Genomic DNA, 24990 nt, shown 5'->3' with positions numbered 1-24990 from the left:
GGCAAGGGTCCGGCAAGGGATGAGGGGGTTCGCCAGGAGGGGATGTCCCGAGGGCCGCCGCGTCCTGGTTCTTTCCGACCTCTAAAGCATTCGCGCTGCTTCCACGGCCCAGTAGGTCAGGACCGACGTGGCGCCGGCCCGGCGCACGGAGGTCAAGGTCTCCAGGATGGTCCGCTCCCGGTCCAGCCAGCCGTTGGCGGCCGCGGCCTCGACCATCGAGTACTCGCCGGAGACCTGGTAGGCGGCCACCGGGACGTCGACCGCGTCCGCGACCTGGCGGACGATGTCGAGATAGGACATCGCGGGCTTCACCATGACCATGTCGGCGCCCTCCTCGATATCGAGGCGGACTTCGCGCAGGGATTCGCGGGCATTGGCCGGATCCTGCTGATATGTACGGCGGTCGCCCTTGAGGCTGGACTCCACGGCGTCGCGGAAGGGGCCGTAGAAGGCACTGGCGTATTTCGCGGAATAGGCGAGTATCCCGGTGTCCTGGAAGCCCGATTCGTCCAATGCGCGGCGGACCACGCCGATCTGACCGTCCATCATCCCGCTCGGGCCGACCATGTGGACGCCGGCTTCCGCCTGCCGGACCGCCATTTCCGCATAACGTTCCAAAGTGGCGTCATTGTCGACGGTGCCGTCTTCCCGGAGGACGCCGCAATGTCCGTGATCGGTGAATTCGTCCAGGCACAGGTCCGACATCGTCACGATGCTGTCGCCGACCTCGTCGCGGACCTCCGAGATCGCGCGCTGCAGGATCCCGTGCGGATCGGTGCCGAGCGTGCCGCGCGCGTCCTTCTCCGCGGGGATCGCGTAGATCATGATGCCGCCGAGCCCCTCGGCGACCGCCTCCGCCGCCGCTTTCCGCACCGAGGCCAGGGTGTGCTGCAGGACGCCGGGCATCGACGCGATCGGCGTCGGCTCGCTGACCGTCTCCTTGACGAACACCGGGAGGATGAAGTCGGCGGGGTGCAGACGGGTCTCGGCGGCCAGGCGGCGCATGGCGGGGGTGGTGCGCAGGCGACGCGGGCGGTCCAGCGGGAAGCTCATACATTTGAGGGTACTCGCGGCGGATCGCGAGCGAGACGTGCCTACGTGCTCTGTAGGAGGTGTGTGGCGGATACCACGACGCGGCGGAAGATCCGTGGCGGATCCGCGGAAGATCGGATTCCCGGCGGCGAAGCCCGCCCCGCTACGCCGGATCCGCCACCACCGAAACGCGGTGTGCGGACCGGCACGGCTCAGTCGACGGCGTCGTCGAACTCCTCGTCCAACTCCTCGTCGTCGACCAGGTGCATCGCGGCCTCCTCGGCCGAGGCCGCACCGCCGTCGATGCCGACGTCCTGCGCCGACAGATCGGCGTTGCCGCCGGAGTGCGAGCCCTCGTCCGGCGCCACCAGCCGGCCGGAGCGCCGGCCGCCGACCTGGTCGCCCAGCAGCTCGCCGTCGCCGCCGGCGTGGTCGCCGAGGCCGTCCCAGTCCTCCGGGAGGTCCTCGACGTCGGGGTTCTCCTCGGCCAGGCGCTCGTCCAGGGTCTCCGGGTCGCGCAGCGCCAGCGGCCGCTCCGGCGGGGAGTAGCCGGTGTCCAGTTCGTCAGGGCCCGGGGTCAACGTGTCGGAGCCGTCCAGCTGCTCCAGCGGATCCTGGGCGTCCGGATCCGGCTGCGGCAAATAGACGTCGTCCGCGAAGCCACTGCTCATGTCGACTACCTGACCACTTCCGCCCCATGGGCGCAACTCATCGCCGCGGCGCGCCTCAGCGCGCGGAGCGCCGCCGTCCGCCCGGCCTGCGCTCGGAGGGCCGGTACAGCGGCTCGCCGGCGGTCAGCGCAGAGACCCGGCGGGTCTCGCCGAACGCGGCCAGCGCGTCGGCCAGCGCGGTCACCGACGCCGAGGGCGCCATGACGTCCACCCGCAGGCCGTGCTCCTCGGCGGTCTTCGCGGTCTGCGGGCCGATGCAGGCGATCACGGTCGCCGCGTGCGGCTTGCCGGCGATGCCGACCAGGTTGCGGACCGTGGAGGAGGAGGTGAACAGGACCGCGTCGAAGCCGCCGCCCTTGATCGCCTCCCGGACCTCGGCCGGCGGCGGCGCGGCGCGCACCGTGCGGTAGGCGGTCACGTCGTCCACCTCCCAGCCCAGCTCGATCAGGCCGGCGATGAGGGTGTCGGTGGCGATGTCGGCGCGCGGCAGGAAGACCCGCTCGATCGGGTCGAAGACCGGGTCGTAGGCCGGGAAGTCCTCCAGCAGCCCGGCCGCCGACTGATCGCCGGAGGGCACCAGGTCCGGCTGCACGCCGAAGGCCACCAGGGCCTGCGCCGTCTGCTCGCCGACCGCCGCGACCTTTATCCCGGCGAACGCCCGGGCGTCCAGGCCGTACTCCTCGAACTTCTCGCGGATCGCCTTCACAGCGTTCTGCGACGTGAACGCGACCCACTCGTAGCGGCCGGTGACCAGGCCCTTGACGGCCCGCTCCATCTGCTGCGGGGTGCGCGGCGGCTCCACGGCGATGGTCGGCACCTCGTGCGAGACCGCGCCGTAGGTGCGCAGCCGGTTGGACAGGCCCTCGGCCTGCTCCTTGGTCCGCGGCACCAGGACCTTCCAGCCGAACAGCGGCTTGGTCTCGTACCAGGACAGCGCGGCCCGGTCGGCCACGGCCGCGCCGACCACCACGACCACCTCGCCGCCCGCGGCGATCAGCGCCGAGGCCTCGATCGCGACCCGGGCCAGGGTGGAGCCCACCGTGCGCTGGGTGGTCATCGAGCCGTCGGCGGTGACCGCGACCGGGGTGGTCGCCTTGGCCAGGCCGGTCGCCTGCAGGGCGGCCGCGGCCGCCTCCAGCAGGTGCGCCGGGCCCACCATCACCAGGGTCTCGTGCGCGCCGAGCGGTCCGGCGCCGGGCTTGCCGGCCGAGTCCGCGACGTCGGCCAGCGACCGGATCCGGATGCCGCCCTGGCCCGAGGAGCGGCCCAGCGGGATGCCGGCGTACAGCGGCACCGCGGTGGAGACCGCGACGCCGGGGACGATCTCGTAGACCACGCCGGCCTTGGCGCACAGCGCGGCCTCGGCCGCCACCACGCCGGACAGGCCCGGGTCGCCGGAGGTCAGGCGCACCACCCGGCGGCCGGCGGCGACCTCGGCCAGCAGGTTCTTCATCCGCGAGGCCGGGGTCAGCGACACCGTCGCGTCCCCGAGCTCGCCCAGCTCGCCGCGCTCGCTCTCCACCACCGGCACCAGCGTGGCGTCCGGGTTCAGGTGGGTGGCCAGCCGCGCCAGCAGCCCGGCCTCGGCGGCGATCACGTCAGCGCCCTGCAACAGCGTCACCGCGCGCAGGGTCAGCAGCTCCGGGTCACCGGGGCCGGCGCCGACGAAGGCCAGCAACGCCGTCGTCGCACAGGTATCGAGCGCAGAGGCCGAACCTCGCTGAGTAGTCGTCACCATGCCTGCCTCACCCCCACCGTCCGTCTTGTCATCTTGCGCGGAAACCCCTCGGACGCCGCCCGCGGCGCCCTCCAGGACTTCGAGGACCTTCACCATCTCCGTCACGCGCCGGCCTCCATCAGCTCGGCCGCGCCCTCGGCGAGCAGCGCCTCGGCCACCCGCCGTCCCAGGGCCTCCGGCTCGGAAACCGCTCCGCTGTGGGAAAGCCGCAGGCCGCGGGACCCGCTGACGGTAGCAACCAGGCCGGTCAACGACAAAACGTTGTCATCGGAGACGACGGCGTGGCCGCCCACCGGAGCCGAGCAGCCGGCCTCCAGCACCGCCAGCATGGTGCGCTCGGCGACCACGGCGGCCCGGGTGAGCGGCGCGTCCAGCACCGCCAGCACACCCGCCAGCTCGTCGTCCTTGCACTCCACGGCCAAGGCGCCCTGCCCGGGCGAGGGCAGCATCACGTCGGGTCCGAAGACCTCGGTCGCCTCCTCGGCGCGGCCCAGCCGCTGCAGTCCGGCCAGCGCCACGACCACCGCGTCCAGGGTGCCGGAACTCACGTTCTTCACGCGGGTGTCGACGTTGCCGCGGATCGGCACGACCTCCAGGTCCGGCCGGATCATCTTCAGCAGCGCCATCCGGCGCGCCGCGCCGGTCCCGATCTTCGCCCCGGCCGGCAGGTCGGCCAGCTTCAGGCCGTCCCGCGCCACCAGCGCGTCGTTCACCGCCGCGCGCTCGGTCACTGCCGCCAGGTGCAGGCCCTCGGGCGCCGCGGTCGGCAGGTCCTTGAGCGAGTGCACCGCGAAGTCGATCTCGCCGGCGTACAGCGCGTCCCGCAGGGCGTTGACGAACACGCCAGTGCCGCCGATCACCGACAGGGCCTCGCGCGAGGTGTCCCCGTACGTGGTCACGTGGACGAGTTCCACGGGGCGCCCGGTGGCCGCGGTCAACGCCTCGGCGACCATCCCGGACTGGGCCAGGGCCAGGGCGCTGGCGCGCGTGCCCAGCCGTAACGCCCCGCCGGGACCGGGCGCTGGCGATCCTTGGTCCGCCGGAGTCCCGCTCATGCTGACACCTCATTCGTCGTGCCCGCGGCGTTCGCCGCGCTGACGGCCTCCACCGAGGCCGGATCGAGGCCGAAGAGCTCACGCAGCGCCTCGGCGTAGGAGGACCCGCCGGGCGCGCCGGCGAGCTGTTTCACGCGCACCGTGGGCACGTGAAGAAGTTTGTCGACCACGCGCCGCACGGTCCGCTCGACCTCGGCGCGGTCCTTGTCGCTCAGTCCCGGGGTCTTGCCGCGCAGCCGCTCCAGCTCGGCGCGGACCACGTCGGCGGCCATCACCCGCAGCGCCGCGACGGTCGGCGCGACGGCTTCCGCGCGCTGCGCGGCGGCGTACGCCTCGACCTCGCCGAGCACCAGGTCGCGGACCGCGGCTATCTCCTGCGCGGCGCCCGCGGCCTGCGCGCTGCCGTCCTCGGCGACCCGCTCCAGGTCCACGACGTGCACCCCGGCCAGCTCGCGCACCGCCGGGTCGACGTCGCGCGGCAGCGCCAGGTCGACCAGCGCCACCGGGTGGCTGTGCGCGGCGCGGTTCAGCATCTCGCCGGTGATCACGTGCCCGGGCGCGCCGGTGCAGGCGACCACCAGGTCGGCCTCGCCGAGCGCGGGCACGATCTCCGCCATCGGCACCGCGGCGGCACCGTACTGCGAGGCCAGATGGTCCGCGCGCTCCTGGGTCCGATTCGCCACGACCATATGACGAACCCCGGCGCGATTCAGTGACGCGGCGGCCAGCGCCGCCATCGACCCGGCGCCGACGATCAGCACCCGCAGGCCGTTCGGGCCGTCCACGCCGAGCGCCCGGTACGCGGCGTCCAGCGCGACCGACACCACCGACTGCCCGGCCCGGTCCAGGCCGGTCTCGCTGTGCGCGCGCTTGCCGACCCGCAGCGCCTGCTGCATCGCGTCGTTCAGCGCGCGCCCGGCGGTGCCGTGGTCCTGGGCGGTGGCCAGCGCGGTGCGGATCTGGCCGAGGATCTGCGGCTCGCCGACGACCATCGAGTCCAGGCCGCAGGCGACGGTGAACAGGTGCTGCACCGCGCGGTTGTCGTAGTGCACGTACAGGTGCTGGGTCAGCTCGCCGGGCTCGACGCCGGTGTGCGAGCAGAGCAGCTCGGTGATCTCGGTCACCGCGGCGTGGAACTTGTCGACGCCGGCGTAGACCTCGATGCGGTTGCAGGTGGCCAGGGCCGCGGCCTCGTGCACGTTCGGGGACGCGGCGAGGTCGGCCAGGAGTTTGCCGGTGCGCTCGGTGCTCAGGGCCGCGCGCTCCAGGAGCGCGTGGGGTGCGGACCGGTGGGACAGTCCTACGGCTAGAAGGCTCACGAGGGGATCCCGGTGTCGATCAAGGAAGGGTCCAGCGCTGATCGGTCGGGCGGGGCGCTCGCGGCCGGTCCGCCGGCGGTCTTCCCGCCGCCGTCGGTGGCCGCCGGCTCCTCGCCGGCCTGCGGCAGCGCGTGCCCGCCCTTGCGCTGCTCATGGAAGGCGAGGATCTGCAGCTCGATGGACAGGTCCACCTTGCGCACGTCCACTCCCTCGGGCACGTTCAAGACCACCGGGGCGAAGTTCAGGATCGAGGTGATCCCGGCCGCGACCAGACGGTCGGCGACGGCCTGGGCGGCGGGGGCGGGGGTGGAGATCACGAAGATCGAGATTCCAAGGCCGCGGATCGCCGATTCCAGTTCGTCCGTATGCCGGACACGCACCCCGGCCACCACCGAGCCGGTGAGGGCGGGGTCCGCGTCGAACAGGGCCGCCACCCGGAAGCCGCGGGAGGCGAACCCCCCGTAGTTGGCCAGGGCGTGGCCCAGGTTGCCGATGCCGATGATGGCCACGGCCCAGTCCTGGGTCAGGCCCAGCTCCCGGGAGATCTGGTAGACGAGGAAGGACACCTCGTACCCGACGCCGCGGGTGCCGTAGGAGCCGAGGTAGGAGAAGTCCTTGCGGAGCTTGGCGGAGTTGACCCCCGCCGAGACCGCGAGCTCCTCGCTGGAGACCGTGATGATCCCCCGCTCCTGCATGCTTATCAGGGCTCGCAGGTAGACCGGGAGGCGCGCGACCGTGGCCTCCGGGATGCCCTGCCGGTGCGAGCGCAGCGAGGCTCCGTTGCCGGAACGGGAGTCCGAATTGGTGCCGCCCGACGCGTTGTTGCTCGTGCTGGCCACGCTGCTCCTCATCGCGCTCGCGCTCGGCGTTGCCGTCGTGCTGTGGATCAGTGTTCCCCGTGGTGGAGCTCACGCCACCGCGAGCCTCGGGCCCCGTACCGGGTGCCCGGGCCACGCTGGCCCGAGAGGCTTCCGCGCCGCGCTTGCGCGCTTGTTCCTCTCGTCATGCACGATAGGCGTTTGTGAACGCACGCACAAAGTCTCGGCGGTCACCAGATGGCCAGATGTCCCAATTGTCGGCACAACTGAAGGCCGAATAGTTACCAAACCGGGCATGGGAGTGCCGTGGATCACTCTGCTCCAGAGGTTTCCTCCGCGCCGCGCGGGCCCCGCGTCAGCCCCTGGCGGCCTGCGCGATCGCCTTGCGGAGACGGTCCGCGTCGACCCGCCAGAAGTCGTGTCGCTTCCCGTTCACCAGAGTGACGGGGATCTGTTCCCAGTACTCCGCTTTCAGAGCCGGGTCGAAGTCCTCGGCGGTGATGTCCAGTTCCTCGACGGCCGCGCCGGTCTCGGCGGCCACGGCCTGGACGGTCGCGCGCGCGTCGTCACACAGATGACAACCGGGCTTGCCGACGAGGGTCACGGTCACGGGGGCGCTCCCGGAGCGCTTGCGGAGTCTTATCACGGCAAAAGCCTACGGAGAACACGCACTCGACATCTGACGGTCACGCACGGGGCATAGGCTTGGCCCCATGGGCACCGAGACTGCTGGGCGCACTGTGCACTCCGCGGCGTTCTTCGACCTGGACAACACTCTGGTCCAGGGCGCCTCGCTCTTCCATCTCGCCCGCGGCCTGACCGCGCACGGCATGGTGAGCAAGCGCGAGATCGCCGGCCACGCCCTGCGCCAGGTCCGTTTCCGGGTCTTCGGTGAACAGTCCGGCCTGCTCGACGACGTGCAGGAGCACGCGCTGGACTTCGTCAAGGGCCACGAGGTGGCCCGGATGGAGAAGATCTGCGAGGCGGTGTTCGACGACTACCTCTCGGACAAGATCTGGCCCGGCACCCGCGCCCTGAGCGAGGCGCACCTGCTCAACGGCAAAGAGGTGTGGCTGGTCACGGCCGCGCCGATAGAACTGGCCCAGGTGATCGCCCGCCGGCTCGGGCTGACCGGCGCGCTGGGGACCCGGCCGGAGTCCGTGGACGGCCGCTACACCGGCCGCATCGCCGGCCCGCTGCTGCACGGTCCTGACAAGGCCCACGAGGTCTCCCGGCTGGCCCGCGAGCGCGGCCTGGACCTGGCGCACAGCTACGCCTACAGCGACTCCGCGAACGACCTGCCGCTGCTGTCGCTGGTCGGACACCCGGTCGCGGTGAACCCGGACCGCGCCCTGCGGCGACACGCGCGGCTTCATGACTGGGCGATAGTCGACTACCGGACGACGCGCCACACCCGGAAGGTTCCGGTGGCCGGCGCCGCCGCGGCGGTCGGCGCGGTTGCCGCCGGAGCGGCCGCGGCTGCGGCACACTGGTCGGGCGACCGCGACTGAGAGCGACGGCTCGTTACTGTCCGTCTATTGATATGTGCATGGGCTCCGACCTCCCGAAGGTCCCCTGCGCAACCCTTGCACAGGACCCCTCGAAGTCCTCTAAAGTCCTGCGGACACACGTGGTCCAGTGAGCGGACCTAAACCGGACTTCCTGTACAGGAGGGTGTTTCCTGTGGGTGTAATAGCCGGAATCACCCGCACGGGTCCACCCTCATTACGTACGATGGTGAACCCTACGATCGGTGATCGAGGCGGAACACTCTGCTACTAAGAGGCTTCTCAAAGAGCGAACCAGGCCCGCTAAAGAACCGAGCCACGGGAGACACGTGTACCGGGACAACTTCGGACTCAACGGCTACAGCGCCAAGGTGGGGGGCGACCCGTTCGCCGGCACCGGCGCGCTGTCCACGCAGGTGCTGTCCACGCATGTGCCGATGCCGGTGCCGGCACCCCTGCTGGACCGCCAGGAGCGCGGCCTGCTCATGCTGCGCGAGGCGATCCGGGTCGTGGCCGGAGATGGCGGCGGGCGCGGCGCGCACGCGGCCGGCACCCGCTCCGGCGGCGCCCGGCACGGCGGCGGCTCGGGGTCCGGCGCCGCGGACCGCCCCGGCGGCCCGGTCGCCGGCGACGGCGAGTCCGAGGCCATGGTGCACCTGGTCCACCAGGCGCAGGAGGGCAGCGCCGACGCCTTCGGCGAGCTCTACCGCATCTACTGCGACACCGTCTTCCGGTACATCTACTACCGCGTCTCCACCCGGGCCCTGGCCGAGGACCTGACCAGCGAGACCTTCGTCCGCGCGCTGCGCCGCATCACCACCTTCAGCTGGCAGGGCCGGGACTTCGGGGCCTGGCTGGTAACCATCGCCCGCAACCTGGTCGCCGACCACTTCAAGTCCAGCCGGCACCGCATGGAGGTCTCCACCGGCGAGATGCTCGACTCCAACGAGGTCGAGGCGTCCCCGGAGGACTCGGTGCTGGAGCACCTGTCGAACGAGGCGCTGCTGGACGCCGTCCACCGGCTCAACGACCAGCAGCGCGAGTGCGTCACGCTGCGTTTCCTGCAGGGGCTGTCGGTGGCGGAAACGGCCGACATCATGGGCAAGAACGAGGGCGCGATCAAGACGCTCCAGTACCGCGCTGTTCGTACGCTTGCGCGATTGCTGCCGGCAGAAGCCCTTTAGAGCCTCTAATACTCCTAAACGCGGACCACCCGTATGCGGGACACGCCGTAACCATCAAACTGGGACGGTCGTTTTCCATGTAGCGGTCCAACAACTCACTCTGAAGGGTGAATGAAGGGCCGAAAGACATGCCGGTGGAAGCCGGGGGCACAACCTTTGTCGTCTGTCGGTGTCTAACACTGCGGCGAGCATCGTCACCTGACGGCTGGGCGGCGGTGGGCGACGGGTGGGGCTTCCCTGCGTACGGGACAGGAAGGAAGACACATGGCCGCAGCATTCGGCGAGCGCCAGCGGGCCGAGCAGTTCGCCAGGCTGCTCGACGGCCTCGACGGCTCGCGGGACGGCGGCTCCGGTGTCGCCACGCTGATCCCGCCCCAGAAGGGTGACCCCGAGCTCACAGCGATGCTGCGGGTGGTCGAGAGCGTGATCGACGAGGGCCGGTTCCACGCCCCGACGGCGACGCCGGAGTTCCGCGAGCAGCTCGGGGCCCGTCTGCACCGTGACTTCCTGGTCCTGTTCAACGCCGACGTGGACGGCGGCCCGGGTGACGGCGACGTGCTGGCCCGGGGCCGGGGTCCGTGGCGGCGGCGGCTGATCGGCGGCGGGGTCGCGGTCGGCGTGCTGTCCGGCGGCCTGGGCGGAGTGGCGTGGGCGGCGTCCAGCGCGCTGCCGGGCGACCCGCTGTACGGCGTCAAGCGCAGCCTGGAGAACATGCGGGTCTCGGTCTCCGGTTCCGACCTGGAGCGCGGCGAGCAGTACCTCGGGCAGGCCAAGACCCGCCTGGAGGAGATCCACAAGCTGCTGGGCCGGCACGACTCCAACGTCGACGGCTCGGACACCAGCAAGCTCATCGCCCAGACCACGGACAACCTGTACAACGACGTGGACAGCGCCGGCCGGCTGCTGGCGCCGCTGGCCGAGTCCGGGAACACCGAGGCGCTGGGCAACCTGCAGAACTTCCTGGACACCTACGAGCCGCAGGTCCAGGACCTGGAGACGCTGCTGGCCCCGGACACCCAGGACCAGGCGCGCCGCCTGGTGGCGCTGATGGACGGGCTGCACTCCCGGCTGGTCGTCGCGCAGGCGAACCTGGACAAGCAGCGCGCCGCCGTGCAGCAGCCGACCAACGCAGGCAGCACCTCGCACCGCGCGAGCCTGCCGTCCACCCCGACGCCGACCGGCACGCCGTCGTCCTCGCACGCCGCACCGGGCCCGCGCACGCCGAGCTCCGGCGGCCCGACCGGCACCGACTCCGGCGGCCCGAGCACGGCGCCGAGCGGCACCCCGTCCAGCGACCCGTCGAGCGTGCACCTTCAGGTCCCGATCGGCTCCACCGACACCACGGTCACAGTGCCGCCGCTGATCAGCGGGCTGCCGCCGATCGGGATCACGCTCGGGAACACCGCGCCGGCCACCGGGCCGACGACCGGCGGGCCGCCGAACACGGACCCGAACCCGAACTAGGGGTTCGGCCAGGACTGTGCCGGAGGGGCCGGGTGCGCATCGCACCCGGCCCCTCCGGCCCCCCGTTCTTCCGCGACGGTCAGCTGATCGGCAGCGCCGGCCGCCCGCCGCGCACGGTACGCCCCGTGCGCCCCTCCTTGACCACGGCCAGACCGGCGACCAGCACCAGCGAGCCGGCCAGGAACGCCAGCGGCACCAGGTCGGAACCCTGAAGATTCGGGTGGACCGACACCCGTACCAGGACCGGCCCGAGAGCCGCGGTGCCGACGACCGCGAGCGCCACCGGCCACACCGCGGAGCGGTAGGCCACGATGCCGAGGACCACCATCGCGGCCGCGACCATGGCGAGCGCGTGAGTGTCGTCCGTGATTCCCCAGCCCTGCAGGGCCAGGACGGCCTTGAGCTCGAGTCCGGAATGCAGCTTGAACGCCCAGTAGGCGGTGCCGAGCACGGCCGCGAACCCGACGGAGCCCGCCAACCGCACCGGCCTGGCGTGAACGCCGCGGACCGCGAACAGCGCGGCGGTGACGACGCCGGCCAGCACCGTCTCCTCGTGCAGGATCGTCTCCGTCCCCACGGTCAGGTAGGCCGACACCAGGAACAGCGCGAGGCCCGCCACTCTGGCCGCCCGCCACCAGCCGAGCGCGAGGAGCCCCAGAACGAGCAGCCAGCCGGCCGGGACCGCCTGGTGCCCGATCTCGCTCTCCAGGCCGAAGGGGTAGGGCTGCCCATGGGCGATCGTCCAGGTGAACGGGTGCCAATACGTCCAGACCACCAGGCCGGGGGGCTGCATGAGGTTCCCCATCAGCTGGCCCAGCGAGGTGGCTCCGATGAACGCCAGCAGCATGGTCCCGGTGATCCCCACGGCTCGCGCCATCGCTCCGGCCCGGGTGTCCACGACGGCCCCGCCGGACTCGCGTCCCATCCGGACCCGTATGCCGAGCCGCGCCAGGCTCAACGCCTCCCGGACCTCCGGCCACCGGCGCCCCTGCGCGGAGGTCTCCATCAGCACACTGAGGAGTTCCTCTGCGCGCGCCTCCCTATAGCGCTTCGGCAGTATGCGCAGAAGCCTTCTATAGCGCCGCTCAAGCCCTTCGCTGTGTTCGCTCTGGTCTTCCTGCTCGCCGCTCATGCCGTCCCTCCCAGGGACGCACGGGGCGTCCCCCGCTTCTTCAGCCGTTCGAGCGCCACCGCCGCCTGCCGGGCGATCCGCTCCGCCTCCTCGGCGAGCACCTGCGCACCGGCGTCGGTGAGGCGGTAGTAGCGCCGCAGGCGCCCGGAGACCGTCTCCTCACGGTCCAGGACCAGCAGGCCCTCGCCGGACAGCCGGTCCAGGGAGCCGTAGAGCGTGCCCACGCGCAACCTGGTCCGGCCGTCCGACAAGCGGCCCACTTCCTGGATGATCCCGTAACCGTGCAGAGGTCCGTCGACGAGCGCGGTGAGGATCTGGAACGTCTGCTCCGTCCGGCTACTCGATGAACTCATGGTCGATATATATCGGCTGTCGAGCTATCGGGGCAAGCCCGGCCGCCAGTCCGGCCGCCCCGCCGACCAGGACCACGGTGCGCACCCCGAGGCCGGCCAGCTCGTCCAGCAGCGAGGCCTCGTCGGCGAGCAGGACCGCCACCGGTCCCTCGTCGCCGCGTCCGATCCCGCTCCCGAGTCCACCTCCCAGTCCGTCTCCGTTCCCGAGTCCGTTCCCGTTCCCGCCGTCCGGCTCCATCCCCGGCACCGACCGCGCGACCTGGCGCGGCACCGGCAGCACCGCGCCGCCGGCGAACAGCTGGATCCAGCCGGGCACGTCGGCGGACTTCACCTGCACCCGGACCCGCTCGAAAGCCGCGGCGTCCAGACCGCCGTAGCCATGACGCAGCACGCCGTCGTGCACGCCCTCGGACACGACCAGCCCCAGGGCCGCCGTGCTGTGCTCCATCGCCTCGCGCAGCGGCCGGGCGTCGACCAGGCGGAAGGCCAGGTTGACGTCGTACCCGGCGTAGCCGTGCGCGTCGTGGTGCACCTCTCCGGCGTGCACCGCCACCCGCAGCCGGAACCGCTGGCGTGTGGTGCGCCCGGTGTTGCCGCGCTCGAGCAGTTCGGCCAGCCGCGCCGGCATCGGGCCGAGCAGCAGGACCTTGGAGACCTCGGCGGAGACGAAGATGAGCACGCCGTCGCCGCGGTCCTCCCGGACGGTCTGCCGCCACGGGATTCCGGAATCCTCGAATGCGTCGCGCAGCGTGTCGTAAAGCGCGGCGCGAATAGCCAACTGATCGACGTTGTCCCTGTCCGGCCGCGTGAACGAGACCACGTCCACGACGACGATCGACCGGTGGGTGGGGAGATTGGTGACGGCTTGCGGAAGTGGTTGGTGGCTGATCGGTTGCGCATACCGCCCGTGGAAGCTGCGCGGCGTCCTACCAGCGCGACTACGCGGTTCCAGCGACGGATTCATGAGAACAGGCCCTTGATGACGACCCTCCGTGCCCCCCGACATGTATCGCAAGATACTCCGATGCGCAAGATCTCCGCACCAGTGTTTTCACTAGTGCGGAAACGGATCCGTTCAGAAATAAAGCTATCGGTCGGCACTGACAAACCCGGGCTTCCCAGGACCCGCACATGCCGTTTCACGAAGTCACAAGTACCGGCCGCGAACTGTGCCCGAGGTGTGCGAGAGGCGAACGTCCCGGCGGATGCCCGCAGAGCGTTGCTGGATAGTTATCAGTCAGCGACTCGACCGTTTTGTGCGACGACGCCCAGTGCTTTTTCGTCGAGCACGATGATGCGCTGCCGGGCGCTGCGGATGACGCCGGCTTCCCGGAGCGTGCGCAGCGAGCGCGCGAGGGCCGGCACGCTGACCCCGGCCCAGCACGCGATCTCCTCCTGGGTGAACACCGGCCGGTCCTGACCGTTGCCGGCGTAGGAGTGGATCTCCAGGAGCTTGTCGGCGACCGCGCCGAGGGCCACGGAGCCGTGCAGCTGGGTGCGGTGCCGGTCGGCGTCGTGGAGCCGGTCGGCGAGGATGCGGAAGAGCGCCCGGGCTATGGAGGGGGTGCGCTCGGCGAGGTCGATGAAGGCCTCCCCGCTCATCCCGCGCGCCTCGACGGTGCTGCGGGCCCTGACGGTGGCGCTGCGCGGCCGCTCGGACAGGCTGGCCAGCTCCCCCACCACGTCTCCGGGGCCGCGGACCGCGAGGATCCGGGTGGCCCCGACGGTGCTGTGCTGGATCACCGAAACCCACCCGGACTGGATGAAGAACACGCGATGCGTGTCCTCCCCCTCGCCGGTCAGCGAGTCGCCGGTCCGGAACACCTGGTAGACGGTCCGTGCCCGGATCTCCTCGGCTGCCATAGCGTCGAGGAGATCCCAGAACCTGCTGCCGTCTTCGTCGCGCGCCATTCCCCGCAAACTAGCCGAGCCCGGCCCGTAGGCAAAGCTCGGCCTGAGGAATGGCGCGTCCGACGAAGACGAATTGTGCCCCCGTGACCCCGTGTACCCCCCGGCATCCCCCACGGATCCCGGTCCCCGTATCCCCCGTGTCCCCCCGGCCGCGCCCGCAGGTCCCCCCGGACTCCCCCCTCCGCAGGCGCGACGCCGACTATCCTCGGCTTTTCCCTGAGGGGAAACCACGTCATCTGATAGGGACACGCGGCGGGAAGGGGTGTGTCAGTGCTCACACGCGAGGAACGGAAACGCCGCGGACGACGGATTGGCGGGATAGCCGGAGAATGGCCATATTCCGCACCCGGCGAATGGCGCAGAAGGCTCTCTGCGAGAGCCTTCTGAAGAAGAGCGCCATCTGTTTTCCGGGTCACCGCGTCACGAGTGCGCGAGCCCCGGTCTCGGTCTGCGTCCGGGCCCCGGTCCGGCTCCCGCGGGACGACAGGATCAGGGCACGGATGCCGATGGTGCCCAGCCGGACCACGACTTCGCCGAACGCCATCAGGATCAGCGCGTCGACCCAGGCCTGGCCGCTGGTGATCTGGTGGGCCGCGGAGAAGCTGGTCAGGTGCGCCTGGCCGGAGGGGTGCGTGGACCACACCGCGAACCCCAGCCGGAAGCCCATGCTGGCCACCCACAGGGCCGCCGCGCCGGCCGTCGCCTTGATGTGCACGTGGCCCTGCAGGGTCCGCACCCGGGTCAGCAGCCCGCCGAACAGTCCGAAGACGACGCCCACGCCGGTCATCAGGGCTATGAGCACCAGGTCGTTCCCGGCGGTGGGGATGCCGTGCAGGTAGTTCTTCGCCGCGAAGGTGATCATGGCGAGCGGCACGATGAACGTGGCCTTGGAGATCCGCTCCTCGCGCAGCTGGCGGAAGACGATCAGGACGAGGGCGATGTCGATGATCCAGTCGGTTGTCGTCATGGCTACGACTATCCAGGCCAGAGGCCTGTCGCCACGTCAACCCGGAGGTGGGACGGGGGTGGAAACCGGGTTTCCACCCCAGGGTGGAACGCCTCCGCGACCAGCCTTTTAGAGGGGCACCAACCGATGGAAGAACACCGACCGTTTAGAAGAAAACCGAACGCCGCTGCAGAAGCAGCCGGTACAACGTGTCCTGAATCGTCTCCCGCACCTGGTCGGTCAGGTCGAAGACGAGCATCGGGTCGTCGGCCGCGCTGGGGTCGTACCCGCTGGTGGGGATCGGCTCGCCGAAGGCGATGTGCCACTTCGTCGGCAGCGGGACGAGCCCGAGCGGGCCGAGCAGCGGGAAGGTCGGGGTGATCGGGAAGTACGGCAGCCCGATCAGGCGCGCCAGCGGCTTCAGGTCGGCGATCTTGGGATAGATCTCCTCGGCGCCGACGATGGACACCGGGATGATCGGGACGCCGGTGCGCAGCGCGGCGGAGACGAAGCCGCCGCGGCCGAAGCGCTGGAGCCGGTAGCGCTGCGAGAAGGGCTTGCCGACGCCCTTGAAGCCCTCGGGGAACACCGCCACCACCTCGCCGCCGCGCAGCAGGCGCTCGGCGTCGGGGTTGCAGGCCAGGGTGTGGCCCATCTTGCGGGACAGCTCGCCGACGAACGGCAGCGTGAAGACCAGGTCGGCGGCCAGCATCCGCAGGTGGCGTCCGGCCGGGTGGTGGTCCAGGAGCGCCACCTGGGTCATCAGCGCGTCCACCGGGACCGTGCCGGAGTGGTTGGCGACTATCAGCGCGCCGCCCTCGGCCGGGACGTTCTCGATGCCGGAGACCTCGACGCGGAAGTACTTGTCGTAGAGCGGGCGCAGGACGCCCATCAGGACGTTGTCGTTCAGGTCCGGGTCGAAGCCGAACTCGTCGACCTCGTACTCGCCGTTGATCCGGCGGCGCAGGAAGGCCAGGGCGCCGGCGGCCTTGTCCTCCCAGCCGCCGCGCGAGGCGGCCTGCGGGGCGCGCTCGGGCTCGTCCTCGGGCTTTCGCTCGTCCCCGGCCGCGGTCTTGCCGTCGGCCGCGGCCTGGGTCTCGTCCGCGGCCCCGCTCGCGCCGTCGGCCTCGGTCCCATCCGCCGCCGTGGCCTCGTCCGCCACTCGGGGCTCGTCCGCCACCTCAGTACCCCTTCGTCCAGCCGGGCACGATCGGCTTGAGCCCGACGGCCTGGGCGTGCGCCCGCAGCGCCTCGGCCGTGGTGTGCCCCGGCTCCCAGCCCAGGCGGGCCCGTACCCGCGCGGTGTCCAGGACCCGGCCGTAGCGCACCAGGTCGACCTGGTCGGGCGTGAAGTCGACGATCCCGGCCCGGCGGATCAGGCCGCCGAAGAAGCCGGCGCCGAAGGACACCACCGGGAACGTCGGGCGGCCCAGGCGGCGGCTGATCTGGGACAGCGGCATGGCGCCGTCGCCGGCCACGTTGTAGGTGCCCGGGTGGCCGCCCAGCGCGGCCAGCACCAGCGCCCGCACCGCGTCGTCGATGTGCACGAACTGCAGGCGCGGGTCGTAGCCCAGCACCGTGGGCACCACGGGCAGGGTGAGGTAGTCCAGCAGCGGGGAGGCCACGCCGGGACCGGCGAACGGCGCGAAGCGCAACACGGACACCGCCACGTCGGGGCGGCGCCTGGCGAACCCGCGGACGTACCCCTCGGCCTCGGCCACGTCCTTGCCGTAGCCGGACGTCGGCGGCCGATGCGGGGGTGTGTCCTCGGCGAACAGCGCCGGGTCCCGGGGCGCGCAGCCGTAGACCGCACCGCTGGACTTGACGACCAGCCGCTTGAGCCCGGGCGCCTTGGAGGCGGCGGCCAGCAGTTGCATGGTCCCGATGACGTTGCGTTCCTTCATCGCCGCCCGGCCGCCGGCACTCGAGGGCCGGGGCTCCAGGCCCAGGTGGACCACGGTGTCGGGGTCCGCGTCCGCGATGAGGCGGGCGATCGCGGGGGAGCCGGAGGCGTCGGCCCCGTCGGCCCCGGCGACGAACCGGACGCGTCCGGTCTCCCGCAGGGCTTCGACGACGGACAGGCCCAGTCGGCCGTCCGCACCGATCACGAGCACGCGGCGGCTGCCGGACGTCCTGCCGTCCGTCCGAGTCCGACCCGCACCGGTCATGCCGCGGCCAACCCCCCGACGCGCCGGCTACTTCTTCTTGTTACGACGCTGGATGCGCGTCTTCTTGAGCAGCTTGCGGTGCTTCTTCTTGGCCATACGCTTACGGCGCTTCTTGATGACTGAGCCCACTCGGGTGCCCTCGCTCACTTCTGACGGGATTCGCGACTGGCCAAGAGTACCTGGTCGTCCGGCCCCGCCACCAAACGCCCGTCGGCGCCGGGGTCCGGCGAGGCCGCGGCGAGCGGTCGGGGGAAGGTTTCGGGAGGCTAAAGGGTCTCCGCCACGTAGGCGTCGCGCAGGTACTCCTGCACGGCTTGTTCGGGGACCCGGAACGAGCGGCCCACGCGGACCGCGGGCAGTTCCCCGCTGTGTACCAGGCGGTACACGGTCATCTTGGACACCCGCATGACCTGGGCGACTTCGGCGACCGTGAGGAACTTGACCTCGGAGAGCCGCGCGGCGTCGCCGCCCGTGCGAGCGCTCCCGTGCATGTCGGATATCTCAGAAGCCATGTTATGAGGATAGGGGTGGATGATACATATGGGGAAGAGGATGCGGCATTCGTGTGATTTGCGGACTGTTACACCTGGGGTGGCCCGCTTACCCGCCGTGGCGCGCCGCACACGCGCCGGCCGGTTCCGCCCCTGGCGCGGCGGGCTTGAGCACGGCCTGAGCCCAGCCCGAGTACAGGCGGAGCACAGCCCGAGCACAGCCTTGCTCAACACACTGAGCCGGCGACGCCGCAGGCCTAAGCCCCGTACCAGCCCGTCGGCCCGGCGAGCCCGGCCCGGGCGAGTACGTACCGTGACATCGGCGTGTAGTGCCGCGGCGCGATCCCGTCGTCCAGCGGCACCGCCACCTGCACCACGCCCTCGGCCTCGCCGACGAACAGCGCCGGGTCGTTGGAGTCGGCGAACCCGATCGCGTCGATCCCGGCCTGGCCCGCGCCGCCGCACCAGCCGTGGTCGGCGACCACCAGGTCCGGCAGCGGCTCGCCGTCCCCGGCCAGCGAGGCCAGCGCGGCGCGGATGGGGCGCGCGGAGTGCGTGTGCACCAGGGAGCCGCCCTCGGCGGTCACCCCCACCCCGCCGAAGTAGGCGATGGACCTGCGCTTGCGCCCGACCTGTGCCGAGGCCTGATACGACCAGCCGGCGCCGGCCTCTATCACCTCGCACCCGGCCTCGCGCAGCCCGGCGGCGAACGCCAGGTGCACGGCCAGCAGGGTGCTGGGATGCCCGGTGGCGAGCAGGACGCGCTGGCGGAGCTCGCGGGCCTGCCCGAGCCGGTCGGCGAACCGGTCCAGGGCGTCCAGGGTGAGATCGACGTCGATGTGGTCCTGCCCGGACCGGTACTTCGGGTCCGCCGACACCCCGGCGCGGTCGGCCATCAGCTTCACGACGTCCCCCTGCGTCCACACGCGCTCGGGCTCCAGCCCGAACAGGTGATAGGGGTCCCGCTCCGCGAACATCGCGTACTTCCGGAGGTTGTCCTCCCGCGGAGTGGCCACGGCGCCCGCGATGCGGTGCGTCAGGAGGTGATCGCGGAGTTCGTCGCGAGCGGGTGCGGCGGTCATGAGGAGAAGGTAACCCGCGTATGCATACCAGCGCTGCTCCTTGTGCCTACATCACATGTACCCGACACCTATTCGGTCCGAAGAGCCACCACCGGATCGAGCTTTCCGGCCCGCCGCGCCGGCATCACGCCGAAGAACACCCCCACGGCCGCCGAGACCCCGAACGCGAGCACGATCGACCACCACGCGAGGACCGCGGGCAGCGGTGTGAAGGACGACAGGATGAAGGAGGCACCGACCCCCAGCCCGATCCCGATGATGCCGCCGATGCTGGTCAGCATCACGGCCTCCAAAAGGAACTGCGCCAGGATGTCCCGCTGGCGCGCGCCGAGCGCCTTGCGCAGCCCGATCTCCTTGGTCCGCTCGCGCACCGAGACCAGCATGATGTTGGACACCCCGACCCCGCCGACCAGCAGCGAGATGCCGGCGATCGCGGCGAGCACCAGGGTGAGCAGCGAGAGGATCCTGCCGATGGTGCCCAGGATCTGGGTCTGGGACACCGCGGTGAACTCGTCGCCCCGGTACTTCTGTTTCAGCGCGGCGACCATCTTGGCGCCGGTGGCGTCCACGTCGCCGGGGGTGTCGGCCTTGGTGGCGAAGCCGGAGATGGTCTGCATGCCGAACAGCCGCTGCGCGGCGGTGACCGGGATGTGCACCTCGCTGTCCGGGCTCAGGCCGAAGGCCCCGCCCTTGGCCTGGAACAGCCCGATCACCCGGAACTCGACGCCGCCCATGTCCACCTGCCGGCCGATCGGGTCGGCCCCGGGGAACAGCGCGTTCGCGGCGTCCGGGCCCAGGACGATCACCCGGCGCGCGGTGGCGATGTCGGCCTTGGAGACGTAGCGGCCCTCGGCGACCGGCCGGTCGAAGACGTCGACCACGTTCGCCGTGGTCCCCTGCACCGTCGCGTAGAACGTGTTGGTCCCGGCGCGCAGGTTCTCGGCCGAGGCCAGGGAGACGGCGACGGCGTCGGGCCGGCCGAGCACCCGGTCCAGGTAGTCGGCGTCGGAGAGCTGGAGCCGGGAGATGGCCGGGGTGGTGCCGAGCTGGAACTTGCCGGGCGCGACGAACACGATGTTCGACCCCAGGCCCTCGACCTCGGAGGTGACCAGCTGCTTCGCACCGCCGCCGATGGCGACCAGGACCACCACCGCGGCGACACCGATCACCACGCCGAGCATGGTCAGCAGCGAGCGCAGGCGGTTGGCGCGCAGCGCGTCGAAGGCGACGCGGAAGGATTCGGTGACTCTCACAGGAGCTCCGGTGCTTCTTCGATGAGGCCGTCCCGCACGCGGATGATCCGCCGGGCGCGCGCCGCGATGTCGGCCTCGTGGGTCACCAGGACGACGGCGACTCCGCGTTCCTTGTTGAGCCGTTCGAGGATCGCCATCACCTCGTCGCCGTTGACGGTGTCGAGGTTCCCTGTGGGTTCGTCCGCCAGAAGCACCGCAGGCTCCCCCACTAGAGCGCGCGCTATAGCGACGCGCTGCTGCTCTCCGCCGGACATCTGCGTCGGCTTGTGTCCGACGCGGTGTCCGAGGTTCACCGCCTCCAGGGCCTCTGCCGCGCGCCTTCTGCGTTCGGCTCTGCGTACTCCCCTATAGACGAGCGGCAAAGCGACGTTCTCCAGAGCGGTCGTACGCGCGAGGAGTTGGAACGACTGGAAGACGAACCCGATCGTCTGGTTCCTGAGTTCGGCCAGCTCGCTGTCGTCCAGGGAGCCGACGTCGCGGCCCCGGATCAGGAGCGTGCCCGTGGTCGGCCGGTCCAGGCAGCCGAGCAGGTGCATCAGCGTGGACTTCCCGGAGCCGGACGGCCCGATGATGGCCGCGTAGTCACCCTCTTCGATGGTCAGGGAGACACCGCGCAGGGCGTCTACAGAGACGCCCTCCATGCGATACGAGCGAGTAACCCCGACGGCTTCTATTTCAGCCATCGCTAGAGCTTCTGCCCGTCGTGGACCTTGTCGGCCCCCGAGGTCACGATCAGGTCCCCGGCGTTCAGGCCCGCCGAGACCTCCACGGTGGTGTCGCCCTGCGCGCCGAGCCGGACCACCTGCCGGTGGGCGACCCCTGAGGTCACCAGCCACACGGTGTCCTGGTTGCCGTCGTGCACGATCGCCGCCGAGGGGACGGCGAGGACGTGCGGTTTGTTCGCCACGTTGAGGTCCGCGACGGCGCTCATCCCGGGACGCGGGACCGGGGCCGCGGAGCCGTCCCCGAGCGTCCCCGCGCCGAGGGAGAGCCGGACCCGGTAGGTGACGCCGCCCCGGCTGGAGGCCTGGCCCTGGCTGTCTATGGAGATGACGGTCGCCGGGTAGTCGCCGTCGGGGACGGCGTCCAGCTGCACGTCCGCGGTGATGCCCGGAGAGACCTGGAGGATGGAGGTCTCGTCGACCTGCGCGGTCACGGTCAGCGTCGAGGAGTCGGTGATGACGAGCAGCGGCGCTCCGGAGTCCACAGGGGAGCCCTGCGAGATCACCGTATCGGCCCCTGAGTCGGTGCCTCCGCTGCCCCCGGACGCGGCCGACCCAAGACTGCCCCCTGCGGCACCGGCCAGCGAACCCAGGCTCCCGCCGAGTTGGGACAGCAGTGAGGAGACGTCCACTCCTGAAGCGGTTGCCCCTCCTACTCCGCTGCGCAGAGAGACGTCCCCGGATATAGAGGCCTTAATAGTGAGGGAGTCGACTGTCTTCTGCGCTATAGCGACCGCGGCCTGTGTCTGCGTCCGTTGCGCATCGCTGAGCGAACCGAGGACGTCCGACGCAGAGGCGAGTCCGTTGTTGAAGTTCGCGATAGTGGTCCGTACATCGGAGGACGCTGTGGCGTACTGCGTGCGCGCGCTGGTGATCTGCTCCAGGATCGACGCCTTGATCGACGGATCGGCGATCTGGTTCGCTGTCGCCTGCGCGGCGTCGAAGGCCTTCTGGGCGTTGGCGTCGGCTTCGGACTCCGACTGGGAGAAGTCCAGGACGCTGGTGCCGCCCGAGGAGTTCTTGCCTTGCGACGCGGCCTGCGCGTCCGCCGCCTTCGCCGAGGCCAGCTGCGCCTGGGCGTCCGGGGAGTCGATCCGCAGCAGGGTCTGGCCGGCCTTGACGTGCTGGCCGTCGGAGACCATCAGCTGCGCGATGGAGCCGGCGGCCGTGGCGTTCACCGTGATCTGCGACTTCGGCGTCACGCTCGCCGGTGCCTCGACGACCTGCGTGACTTGTCCGTACGCCACCGGCGCCTTGGTGATCCCGGAAGGACCGCCGCTACTGCAGGCGCTCAATCCGGCGACGAGTAGAGAACTGAGAACTATCCCCGCTGTTACCGTGCCGCGTTTGGTCACGTCCCCAATGTAGGTACCGTTTCCGCGCCGCCCACGGCCGGGGTCTGGAGTGGGCCGCCGTGGACCGGTGCGCGCCTCGGGTCGAAGGCGTAGGCGAGCACGACGATGACGGCGATCATCACCATCGGGACGGCCATGCCCTCCCGGTGGCTGACGCCCGCGCCCCACAGCCCGGTCACCAGCGGCGCGCCGAGCAGGAAGCCCAGGTAGTTGAAGACGTTGATGCGCGCGACCGCGACGCCGGACCCGGTCGGGTCGTTGGCGTAGGCGGCGGTGAACGCCACCGGGACCAGCGGGGACAGGCCGAAGCCGGCGATGAGGAAGCCGACGAGCGCCATGTACGGGCCCGAGGCGCCGACCACGATCGCGAACCCGGCCGCGCACACGACCGCGCCGGCGCGCACCACCTTCACGCTGCCGAAGCGCTGGATCGCCAGGTCGCCGCGGAACCGGCCGAGGACCTGGCCCACGGTGTAGGCGCCGACCACGAGGCCGCCGAAGGTGTCGGAGGACTTCAGGCCCTTGGTGAGGTAGTCGCTGCCGGCGGCGGTGACGCTGGACTCGCCGATGTAGGCCAGGGTCATGACCACGCAGAGCAGGATCATCGGGCGCCAGGGGATGTGCGGCAGCTTGCCGTCGGCGTCCTTGACGATGGTCTCGTCGCGCAGGTTCTTCAGCAGCATCGGCCCGGCGTAGAGGGTCGCCGCGACGCCGACGACGGCCGCGACCAGGTAGGTCAGGCTCAGGTGCCAGCCGGCCGCCGAGCCCAGGGCGCCCCAGGCGGAGCCGACGATGGCGCCGGCCGCCCAGACGCCGAAGAACGCCAGGATGATCGACCGGCCGTAGCGCCGCTCCAGCCCGCAGGCCTGCATGTTCATCGTGGCGTCGGCGGCGCCGACGGCCAGGCCGAAGAGCATCAGGATCGGCATCGCCTGGTAGAGGTTCCTCGTATGCGGGACTATCACCAGTACGCCGACCACGGTCGGCTCGGCGATCCGCAGCACGGCGGCCGAGGTGGTCCAGCGCATCGCCAGGCCCGCCAGCACCGAGCCGACCCCGGCCAGGATCGGGACCAGGGCGAGCAGGATGGACAGCGTGCCGTCGGAGACGTGCAGCTGCTTCTGGATGACCGACACCTTCGAGGTGAGCAGCGAGAACGCGAAGCCCTGCACCCCGAAGAAGACGAAGGTCGCTATCCGGTTCCGGGTCAAAACGCCCGGCTCTCCCTGCGGCATGCCCGCAGCGTAGGCGACGTGATCTTCAATGGGAAGGGGTTGCGTGGTCCAGGTCCGGGCACGGGTGTAACGTGCGGAAAGTGCCAGACGACGCGGTGATCGGATGCGTGGGCGTGCTGCACGTCGGAACGCGCGGCCAACGGGGGCCCGGCGAGGCGGTGGTGAAGGTGCGAGGCGGCAGTGAGGCGTTCCTGGCCTGGTCGGAGCAGCCGCTGGCGAAAGGCACCCGGATCCTGGTCGTGGAATCCCGCGGGGCGCGCGCCGTCGACGTGATCGCCTTCCCGGACGCCGAGGACCCGCTGGACGAACTGGACAGGCTGTGAACATCCATCTCAGCTCACGGGAAGAAGGCTGACCACCATGTTCGGCTACAGAGTGCCCGCCCCTGACCAGGCGATGCTCATCTCCGGCGGCCGCCGGGGGCAGGGCGGCGCCCCGTTCCGGGTCGTCACCGGCCACGGCAAGTTCATCCTCCCGGTGTTCCGCAAGACCCGGTTCCTGACGCTGTCCATGCAGGAGGCGGAGGTCTCCGAGACCTGCGTGACCAAGCAGGGCATCGCCCTGACGGTGACCGCGGTCATCGCCTTCAAGGTCGGCAACGACACCGAGAGCATCGTCAACGCCGGCCAGCGCTTCCTGTCCGACCAGAACCAGATGTCGACGCTGACCGCCCGCATCTTCGCCGGCCACCTCCGCTCCATCATCGGCTCGATGACGGTCGAGGAGATCGTCACCGAACGCCAGAAGCTGGCCGAGGAGGTCCTGGACACCTCCAAGTCCGAGATGGCCAAGATCGGCCTCACCGTGGACTCCCTGCAGATCATGTCGATCGACGACATGAAGACCGGCTACATCGACGCCATGGCCGCCCCGCACAAGGCCGCCATCCAGCGCCAGGCCCAGATCGCCCAGGCCCAGGCCACCCAGGCCTCGGTCGAGGCCCAGCAGGAAGCCGAGCGCAACAAGGCGGAGTACGCCCGCCACACGGCGATCGTCCAGGCCCAGTACAAGGCCGAAGTCGACCAGGCGCAGGCCATAGCGGCCCAGGCCGGCCCCCTGTCCCAGGCCAAGGCCCAGCAGGAGGTGCTGATGGCCCAGACCGAACTGGCCCAGCGCAACGCCGAACTCCGCCAGCAGGAACTGGTCGCCGAAGTCGTCAAGCCGGCCGAAGCCGAAGCCGAGCGGGTCCGCATCACCGCCGCCGCCGAAGCCGAGCGCATGCGCGTCCAGGCCGAAGCCGCCGCCAGCTACGACCGCGTGGCCCTGGACCGCATGATCATCGACCAGCTCCCACTGATCGTCGAGAAGGCCGCCGGCGGCCTCAACGGCGCCAACATCAACGTCCTGAACGGCGCCGACGGCCTGTCCGAGATCGCCGCCGGCCTGGTCGGCCAGGGCCTGGCGATCCTGGACTCGGTGAAGAAGGGCCTCAGCGAGGAGACCGGCAAGGAGGCGGCGAAGCCGCAGGTGATCGAGCGGGTGCAGATCGAGAACGGGAAGTAGGCGGGGCGGGAATCACGCTTCGTCACCATACGAGCCCTCCGAGTCAGTAG

At 70.9% G+C, this 24990-nt stretch carries 26 protein-coding genes; 5 read left to right on the top strand and 21 right to left on the bottom strand.

Annotated features, from left to right (window positions below):
- Positions 1–81: 81 nt before the first annotated feature.
- The 7 genes from hemB to ABH920_RS14395 form a co-directional block, all read right to left on the bottom strand.
- Positions 82–1053, bottom strand: a complete 972-nt coding sequence (gene hemB, locus ABH920_RS14425; RefSeq protein WP_370349446.1) for a porphobilinogen synthase — start codon at positions 1051–1053, stop codon at positions 82–84.
- A gap of 191 nt (positions 1054–1244) precedes the next feature.
- On the bottom strand, positions 1245–1703 hold the full coding sequence (locus ABH920_RS14420; protein WP_370349445.1) for a DUF5709 domain-containing protein: 459 nt from the start codon (positions 1701–1703) through the stop codon (positions 1245–1247).
- Between the two features lie 55 nt (positions 1704–1758).
- The gene (locus tag ABH920_RS14415) at positions 1759–3537 is read right to left on the bottom strand and encodes a uroporphyrinogen-III synthase (RefSeq protein ID WP_370349513.1); all 1779 of its coding nucleotides are present in this window, start codon (positions 3535–3537) and stop codon (positions 1759–1761) included.
- A gap of 5 nt (positions 3538–3542) precedes the next feature.
- On the bottom strand, positions 3543–4496 hold the full coding sequence (gene hemC, locus ABH920_RS14410; protein WP_370349444.1) for a hydroxymethylbilane synthase: 954 nt from the start codon (positions 4494–4496) through the stop codon (positions 3543–3545).
- Positions 4493–5815 carry a glutamyl-tRNA reductase gene (locus ABH920_RS14405; RefSeq protein ID WP_370349443.1) on the bottom strand — a complete coding sequence of 441 codons (1323 nt, stop codon included), beginning with the start codon at positions 5813–5815 and terminating at the stop codon, positions 4493–4495. Before ABH920_RS14405 ends, hemC begins: the two co-directional genes overlap by 4 nt.
- Positions 5812–6654, bottom strand: a complete 843-nt coding sequence (locus ABH920_RS14400; protein WP_370349442.1) for a redox-sensing transcriptional repressor Rex — start codon at positions 6652–6654, stop codon at positions 5812–5814. The genes ABH920_RS14405 and ABH920_RS14400 overlap by 4 nt, the downstream gene beginning before the upstream one ends.
- Before the next feature lie 334 nt (positions 6655–6988).
- A complete protein-coding gene (locus ABH920_RS14395; RefSeq protein WP_370349512.1) occupies positions 6989–7276 on the bottom strand; it encodes a glutaredoxin family protein in 288 nt (95 codons plus the stop codon).
- Between the two features lie 70 nt (positions 7277–7346).
- On the opposite strand from ABH920_RS14395, the gene ABH920_RS14390 reads away from it, so the two are divergent.
- The 3 genes from ABH920_RS14390 to ABH920_RS14380 all read left to right on the top strand — a co-directional run bounded on the left by ABH920_RS14390 (position 7347) and on the right by ABH920_RS14380 (position 10789).
- A complete protein-coding gene (locus ABH920_RS14390) occupies positions 7347–8144 on the top strand; it encodes an HAD family hydrolase (protein ID WP_370349441.1) in 798 nt (265 codons plus the stop codon).
- 482 nt (positions 8145–8626) lie between these two features.
- On the top strand, positions 8627–9325 hold the full coding sequence (locus ABH920_RS14385) for an ECF subfamily RNA polymerase sigma factor, BldN family (RefSeq protein ID WP_370349511.1): 699 nt from the start codon (positions 8627–8629) through the stop codon (positions 9323–9325).
- A gap of 264 nt (positions 9326–9589) precedes the next feature.
- On the top strand, positions 9590–10789 hold the full coding sequence (locus tag ABH920_RS14380; protein ID WP_370349440.1) for a DUF5667 domain-containing protein: 1200 nt from the start codon (positions 9590–9592) through the stop codon (positions 10787–10789).
- A 79-nt stretch (positions 10790–10868) separates the two neighbouring features.
- Here the strand turns inward: ABH920_RS14380 and ABH920_RS14375 are convergent, their stop codons facing one another.
- The 14 genes from ABH920_RS14375 to ABH920_RS14310 form a co-directional block, all read right to left on the bottom strand.
- Entirely contained in the window at positions 10869–11921 is a 1053-nt protein-coding gene (locus ABH920_RS14375) for a hypothetical protein (RefSeq protein WP_370349439.1), read from the bottom strand.
- Positions 11918–12274, bottom strand: coding sequence for a PadR family transcriptional regulator (locus tag ABH920_RS14370; protein ID WP_370349438.1), 357 nt, complete (start codon positions 12272–12274; stop codon positions 11918–11920). The genes ABH920_RS14375 and ABH920_RS14370 overlap by 4 nt, the downstream gene beginning before the upstream one ends.
- Positions 12258–13100, bottom strand: coding sequence for a hypothetical protein (locus ABH920_RS14365; RefSeq protein WP_370349437.1), 843 nt, complete (start codon positions 13098–13100; stop codon positions 12258–12260). The genes ABH920_RS14370 and ABH920_RS14365 overlap by 17 nt, the downstream gene beginning before the upstream one ends.
- Positions 13101–13507: 407 nt before the next feature.
- Positions 13508–14185 (bottom strand): Crp/Fnr family transcriptional regulator, encoded by a 678-nt coding sequence (locus tag ABH920_RS14360; RefSeq protein WP_370349436.1) that lies wholly within the window; start codon positions 14183–14185, stop codon positions 13508–13510.
- Between the two features lie 412 nt (positions 14186–14597).
- Entirely contained in the window at positions 14598–15152 is a 555-nt protein-coding gene (locus ABH920_RS14355) for a hypothetical protein (RefSeq protein WP_370349435.1), read from the bottom strand.
- A gap of 145 nt (positions 15153–15297) precedes the next feature.
- Entirely contained in the window at positions 15298–16293 is a 996-nt protein-coding gene (locus ABH920_RS14350; RefSeq protein WP_370349510.1) for a lysophospholipid acyltransferase family protein, read from the bottom strand.
- 19 nt (positions 16294–16312) lie between these two features.
- The gene (locus ABH920_RS14345) at positions 16313–17299 is read right to left on the bottom strand and encodes an NAD-dependent epimerase/dehydratase family protein (protein WP_370349434.1); all 987 of its coding nucleotides are present in this window, start codon (positions 17297–17299) and stop codon (positions 16313–16315) included.
- Between the two features lie 27 nt (positions 17300–17326).
- Positions 17327–17428, bottom strand: coding sequence for a 30S ribosomal protein bS22 (locus tag ABH920_RS14340; protein WP_015796886.1), 102 nt, complete (start codon positions 17426–17428; stop codon positions 17327–17329).
- Positions 17429–17565: 137 nt separating this feature from the next.
- Positions 17566–17790 carry a helix-turn-helix domain-containing protein gene (locus ABH920_RS14335; RefSeq protein WP_194918946.1) on the bottom strand — a complete coding sequence of 75 codons (225 nt, stop codon included), beginning with the start codon at positions 17788–17790 and terminating at the stop codon, positions 17566–17568.
- 257 nt (positions 17791–18047) lie between these two features.
- Positions 18048–18872, bottom strand: a complete 825-nt coding sequence (locus ABH920_RS14330; protein WP_370349433.1) for a phosphatase — start codon at positions 18870–18872, stop codon at positions 18048–18050.
- 68 nt (positions 18873–18940) lie between these two features.
- Complete coding sequence (locus tag ABH920_RS14325; RefSeq protein ID WP_370349432.1) at positions 18941–20125, bottom strand: ABC transporter permease; 1185 nt, start codon at positions 20123–20125, stop codon at positions 18941–18943.
- Positions 20122–20808, bottom strand: coding sequence for an ABC transporter ATP-binding protein (locus tag ABH920_RS14320; protein ID WP_370349431.1), 687 nt, complete (start codon positions 20806–20808; stop codon positions 20122–20124). Before ABH920_RS14320 ends, ABH920_RS14325 begins: the two co-directional genes overlap by 4 nt.
- Positions 20809–20810: 2 nt before the next feature.
- On the bottom strand, positions 20811–22094 hold the full coding sequence (locus ABH920_RS14315; protein WP_370349430.1) for an efflux RND transporter periplasmic adaptor subunit: 1284 nt from the start codon (positions 22092–22094) through the stop codon (positions 20811–20813).
- A 104-nt stretch (positions 22095–22198) separates the two neighbouring features.
- Positions 22199–23437, bottom strand: coding sequence for an MFS transporter (locus ABH920_RS14310; RefSeq protein ID WP_370349429.1), 1239 nt, complete (start codon positions 23435–23437; stop codon positions 22199–22201).
- Between the two features lie 71 nt (positions 23438–23508).
- On the opposite strand from ABH920_RS14310, the gene ABH920_RS14305 reads away from it, so the two are divergent.
- Positions 23509–23760, top strand: a complete 252-nt coding sequence (locus ABH920_RS14305; protein ID WP_370349428.1) for a hypothetical protein — start codon at positions 23509–23511, stop codon at positions 23758–23760.
- Between the two features lie 37 nt (positions 23761–23797).
- A complete protein-coding gene (locus ABH920_RS14300; RefSeq protein WP_370349427.1) occupies positions 23798–24940 on the top strand; it encodes an SPFH domain-containing protein in 1143 nt (380 codons plus the stop codon).
- Positions 24941–24990: the final 50 nt, after the last annotated feature.

This window comes from Catenulispora sp. EB89 (genome assembly GCF_041261445.1).
Taxonomy (GTDB): domain Bacteria; phylum Actinomycetota; class Actinomycetes; order Streptomycetales; family Catenulisporaceae; genus Catenulispora.
The sequence above is the reverse complement of the archived record's forward strand: the minus strand, read 5'-3'. Positions and strand labels throughout refer to the sequence as shown.

Excerpts from the sequence above, each read along its gene's own strand:
- ABH920_RS14380 (WP_370349440.1), top strand. The coding sequence starts at position 9,590 with ATGGCCGCAGCATTCGGCGAGCGCCAGCGGGCCGAGCAGTTCGCCAGG.
- ABH920_RS14420 (WP_370349445.1), bottom strand. The coding sequence starts at position 1,703 with ATGAGCAGTGGCTTCGCGGACGACGTCTATTTGCCGCAGCCGGATCCG.
- ABH920_RS14320 (WP_370349431.1), bottom strand. The coding sequence starts at position 20,808 with ATGGCTGAAATAGAAGCCGTCGGGGTTACTCGCTCGTATCGCATGGAG.
- ABH920_RS14390 (WP_370349441.1), top strand. The coding sequence starts at position 7,347 with ATGGGCACCGAGACTGCTGGGCGCACTGTGCACTCCGCGGCGTTCTTC.
- ABH920_RS14360 (WP_370349436.1), bottom strand. The coding sequence starts at position 14,185 with ATGGCGCGCGACGAAGACGGCAGCAGGTTCTGGGATCTCCTCGACGCT.
- hemC (WP_370349444.1), bottom strand. The coding sequence starts at position 4,496 with ATGAGCGGGACTCCGGCGGACCAAGGATCGCCAGCGCCCGGTCCCGGC.
- ABH920_RS14300 (WP_370349427.1), top strand. The coding sequence starts at position 23,798 with ATGTTCGGCTACAGAGTGCCCGCCCCTGACCAGGCGATGCTCATCTCC.
- hemB (WP_370349446.1), bottom strand. The coding sequence starts at position 1,053 with ATGAGCTTCCCGCTGGACCGCCCGCGTCGCCTGCGCACCACCCCCGCC.
- ABH920_RS14335 (WP_194918946.1), bottom strand. The coding sequence starts at position 17,790 with ATGCACGGGAGCGCTCGCACGGGCGGCGACGCCGCGCGGCTCTCCGAG.
- ABH920_RS14355 (WP_370349435.1), bottom strand. The coding sequence starts at position 15,152 with ATGACGACAACCGACTGGATCATCGACATCGCCCTCGTCCTGATCGTC.
- ABH920_RS14310 (WP_370349429.1), bottom strand. The coding sequence starts at position 23,437 with ATGCCGCAGGGAGAGCCGGGCGTTTTGACCCGGAACCGGATAGCGACC.
- ABH920_RS14330 (WP_370349433.1), bottom strand. The coding sequence starts at position 18,872 with ATGACCGCCGCACCCGCTCGCGACGAACTCCGCGATCACCTCCTGACG.
- ABH920_RS14345 (WP_370349434.1), bottom strand. The coding sequence starts at position 17,299 with ATGACCGGTGCGGGTCGGACTCGGACGGACGGCAGGACGTCCGGCAGC.
- ABH920_RS14370 (WP_370349438.1), bottom strand. The coding sequence starts at position 12,274 with ATGAGTTCATCGAGTAGCCGGACGGAGCAGACGTTCCAGATCCTCACC.
- ABH920_RS14415 (WP_370349513.1), bottom strand. The coding sequence starts at position 3,537 with ATGGTGAAGGTCCTCGAAGTCCTGGAGGGCGCCGCGGGCGGCGTCCGA.
- ABH920_RS14375 (WP_370349439.1), bottom strand. The coding sequence starts at position 11,921 with ATGAGCGGCGAGCAGGAAGACCAGAGCGAACACAGCGAAGGGCTTGAG.
- ABH920_RS14385 (WP_370349511.1), top strand. The coding sequence starts at position 8,627 with ATGCTGCGCGAGGCGATCCGGGTCGTGGCCGGAGATGGCGGCGGGCGC.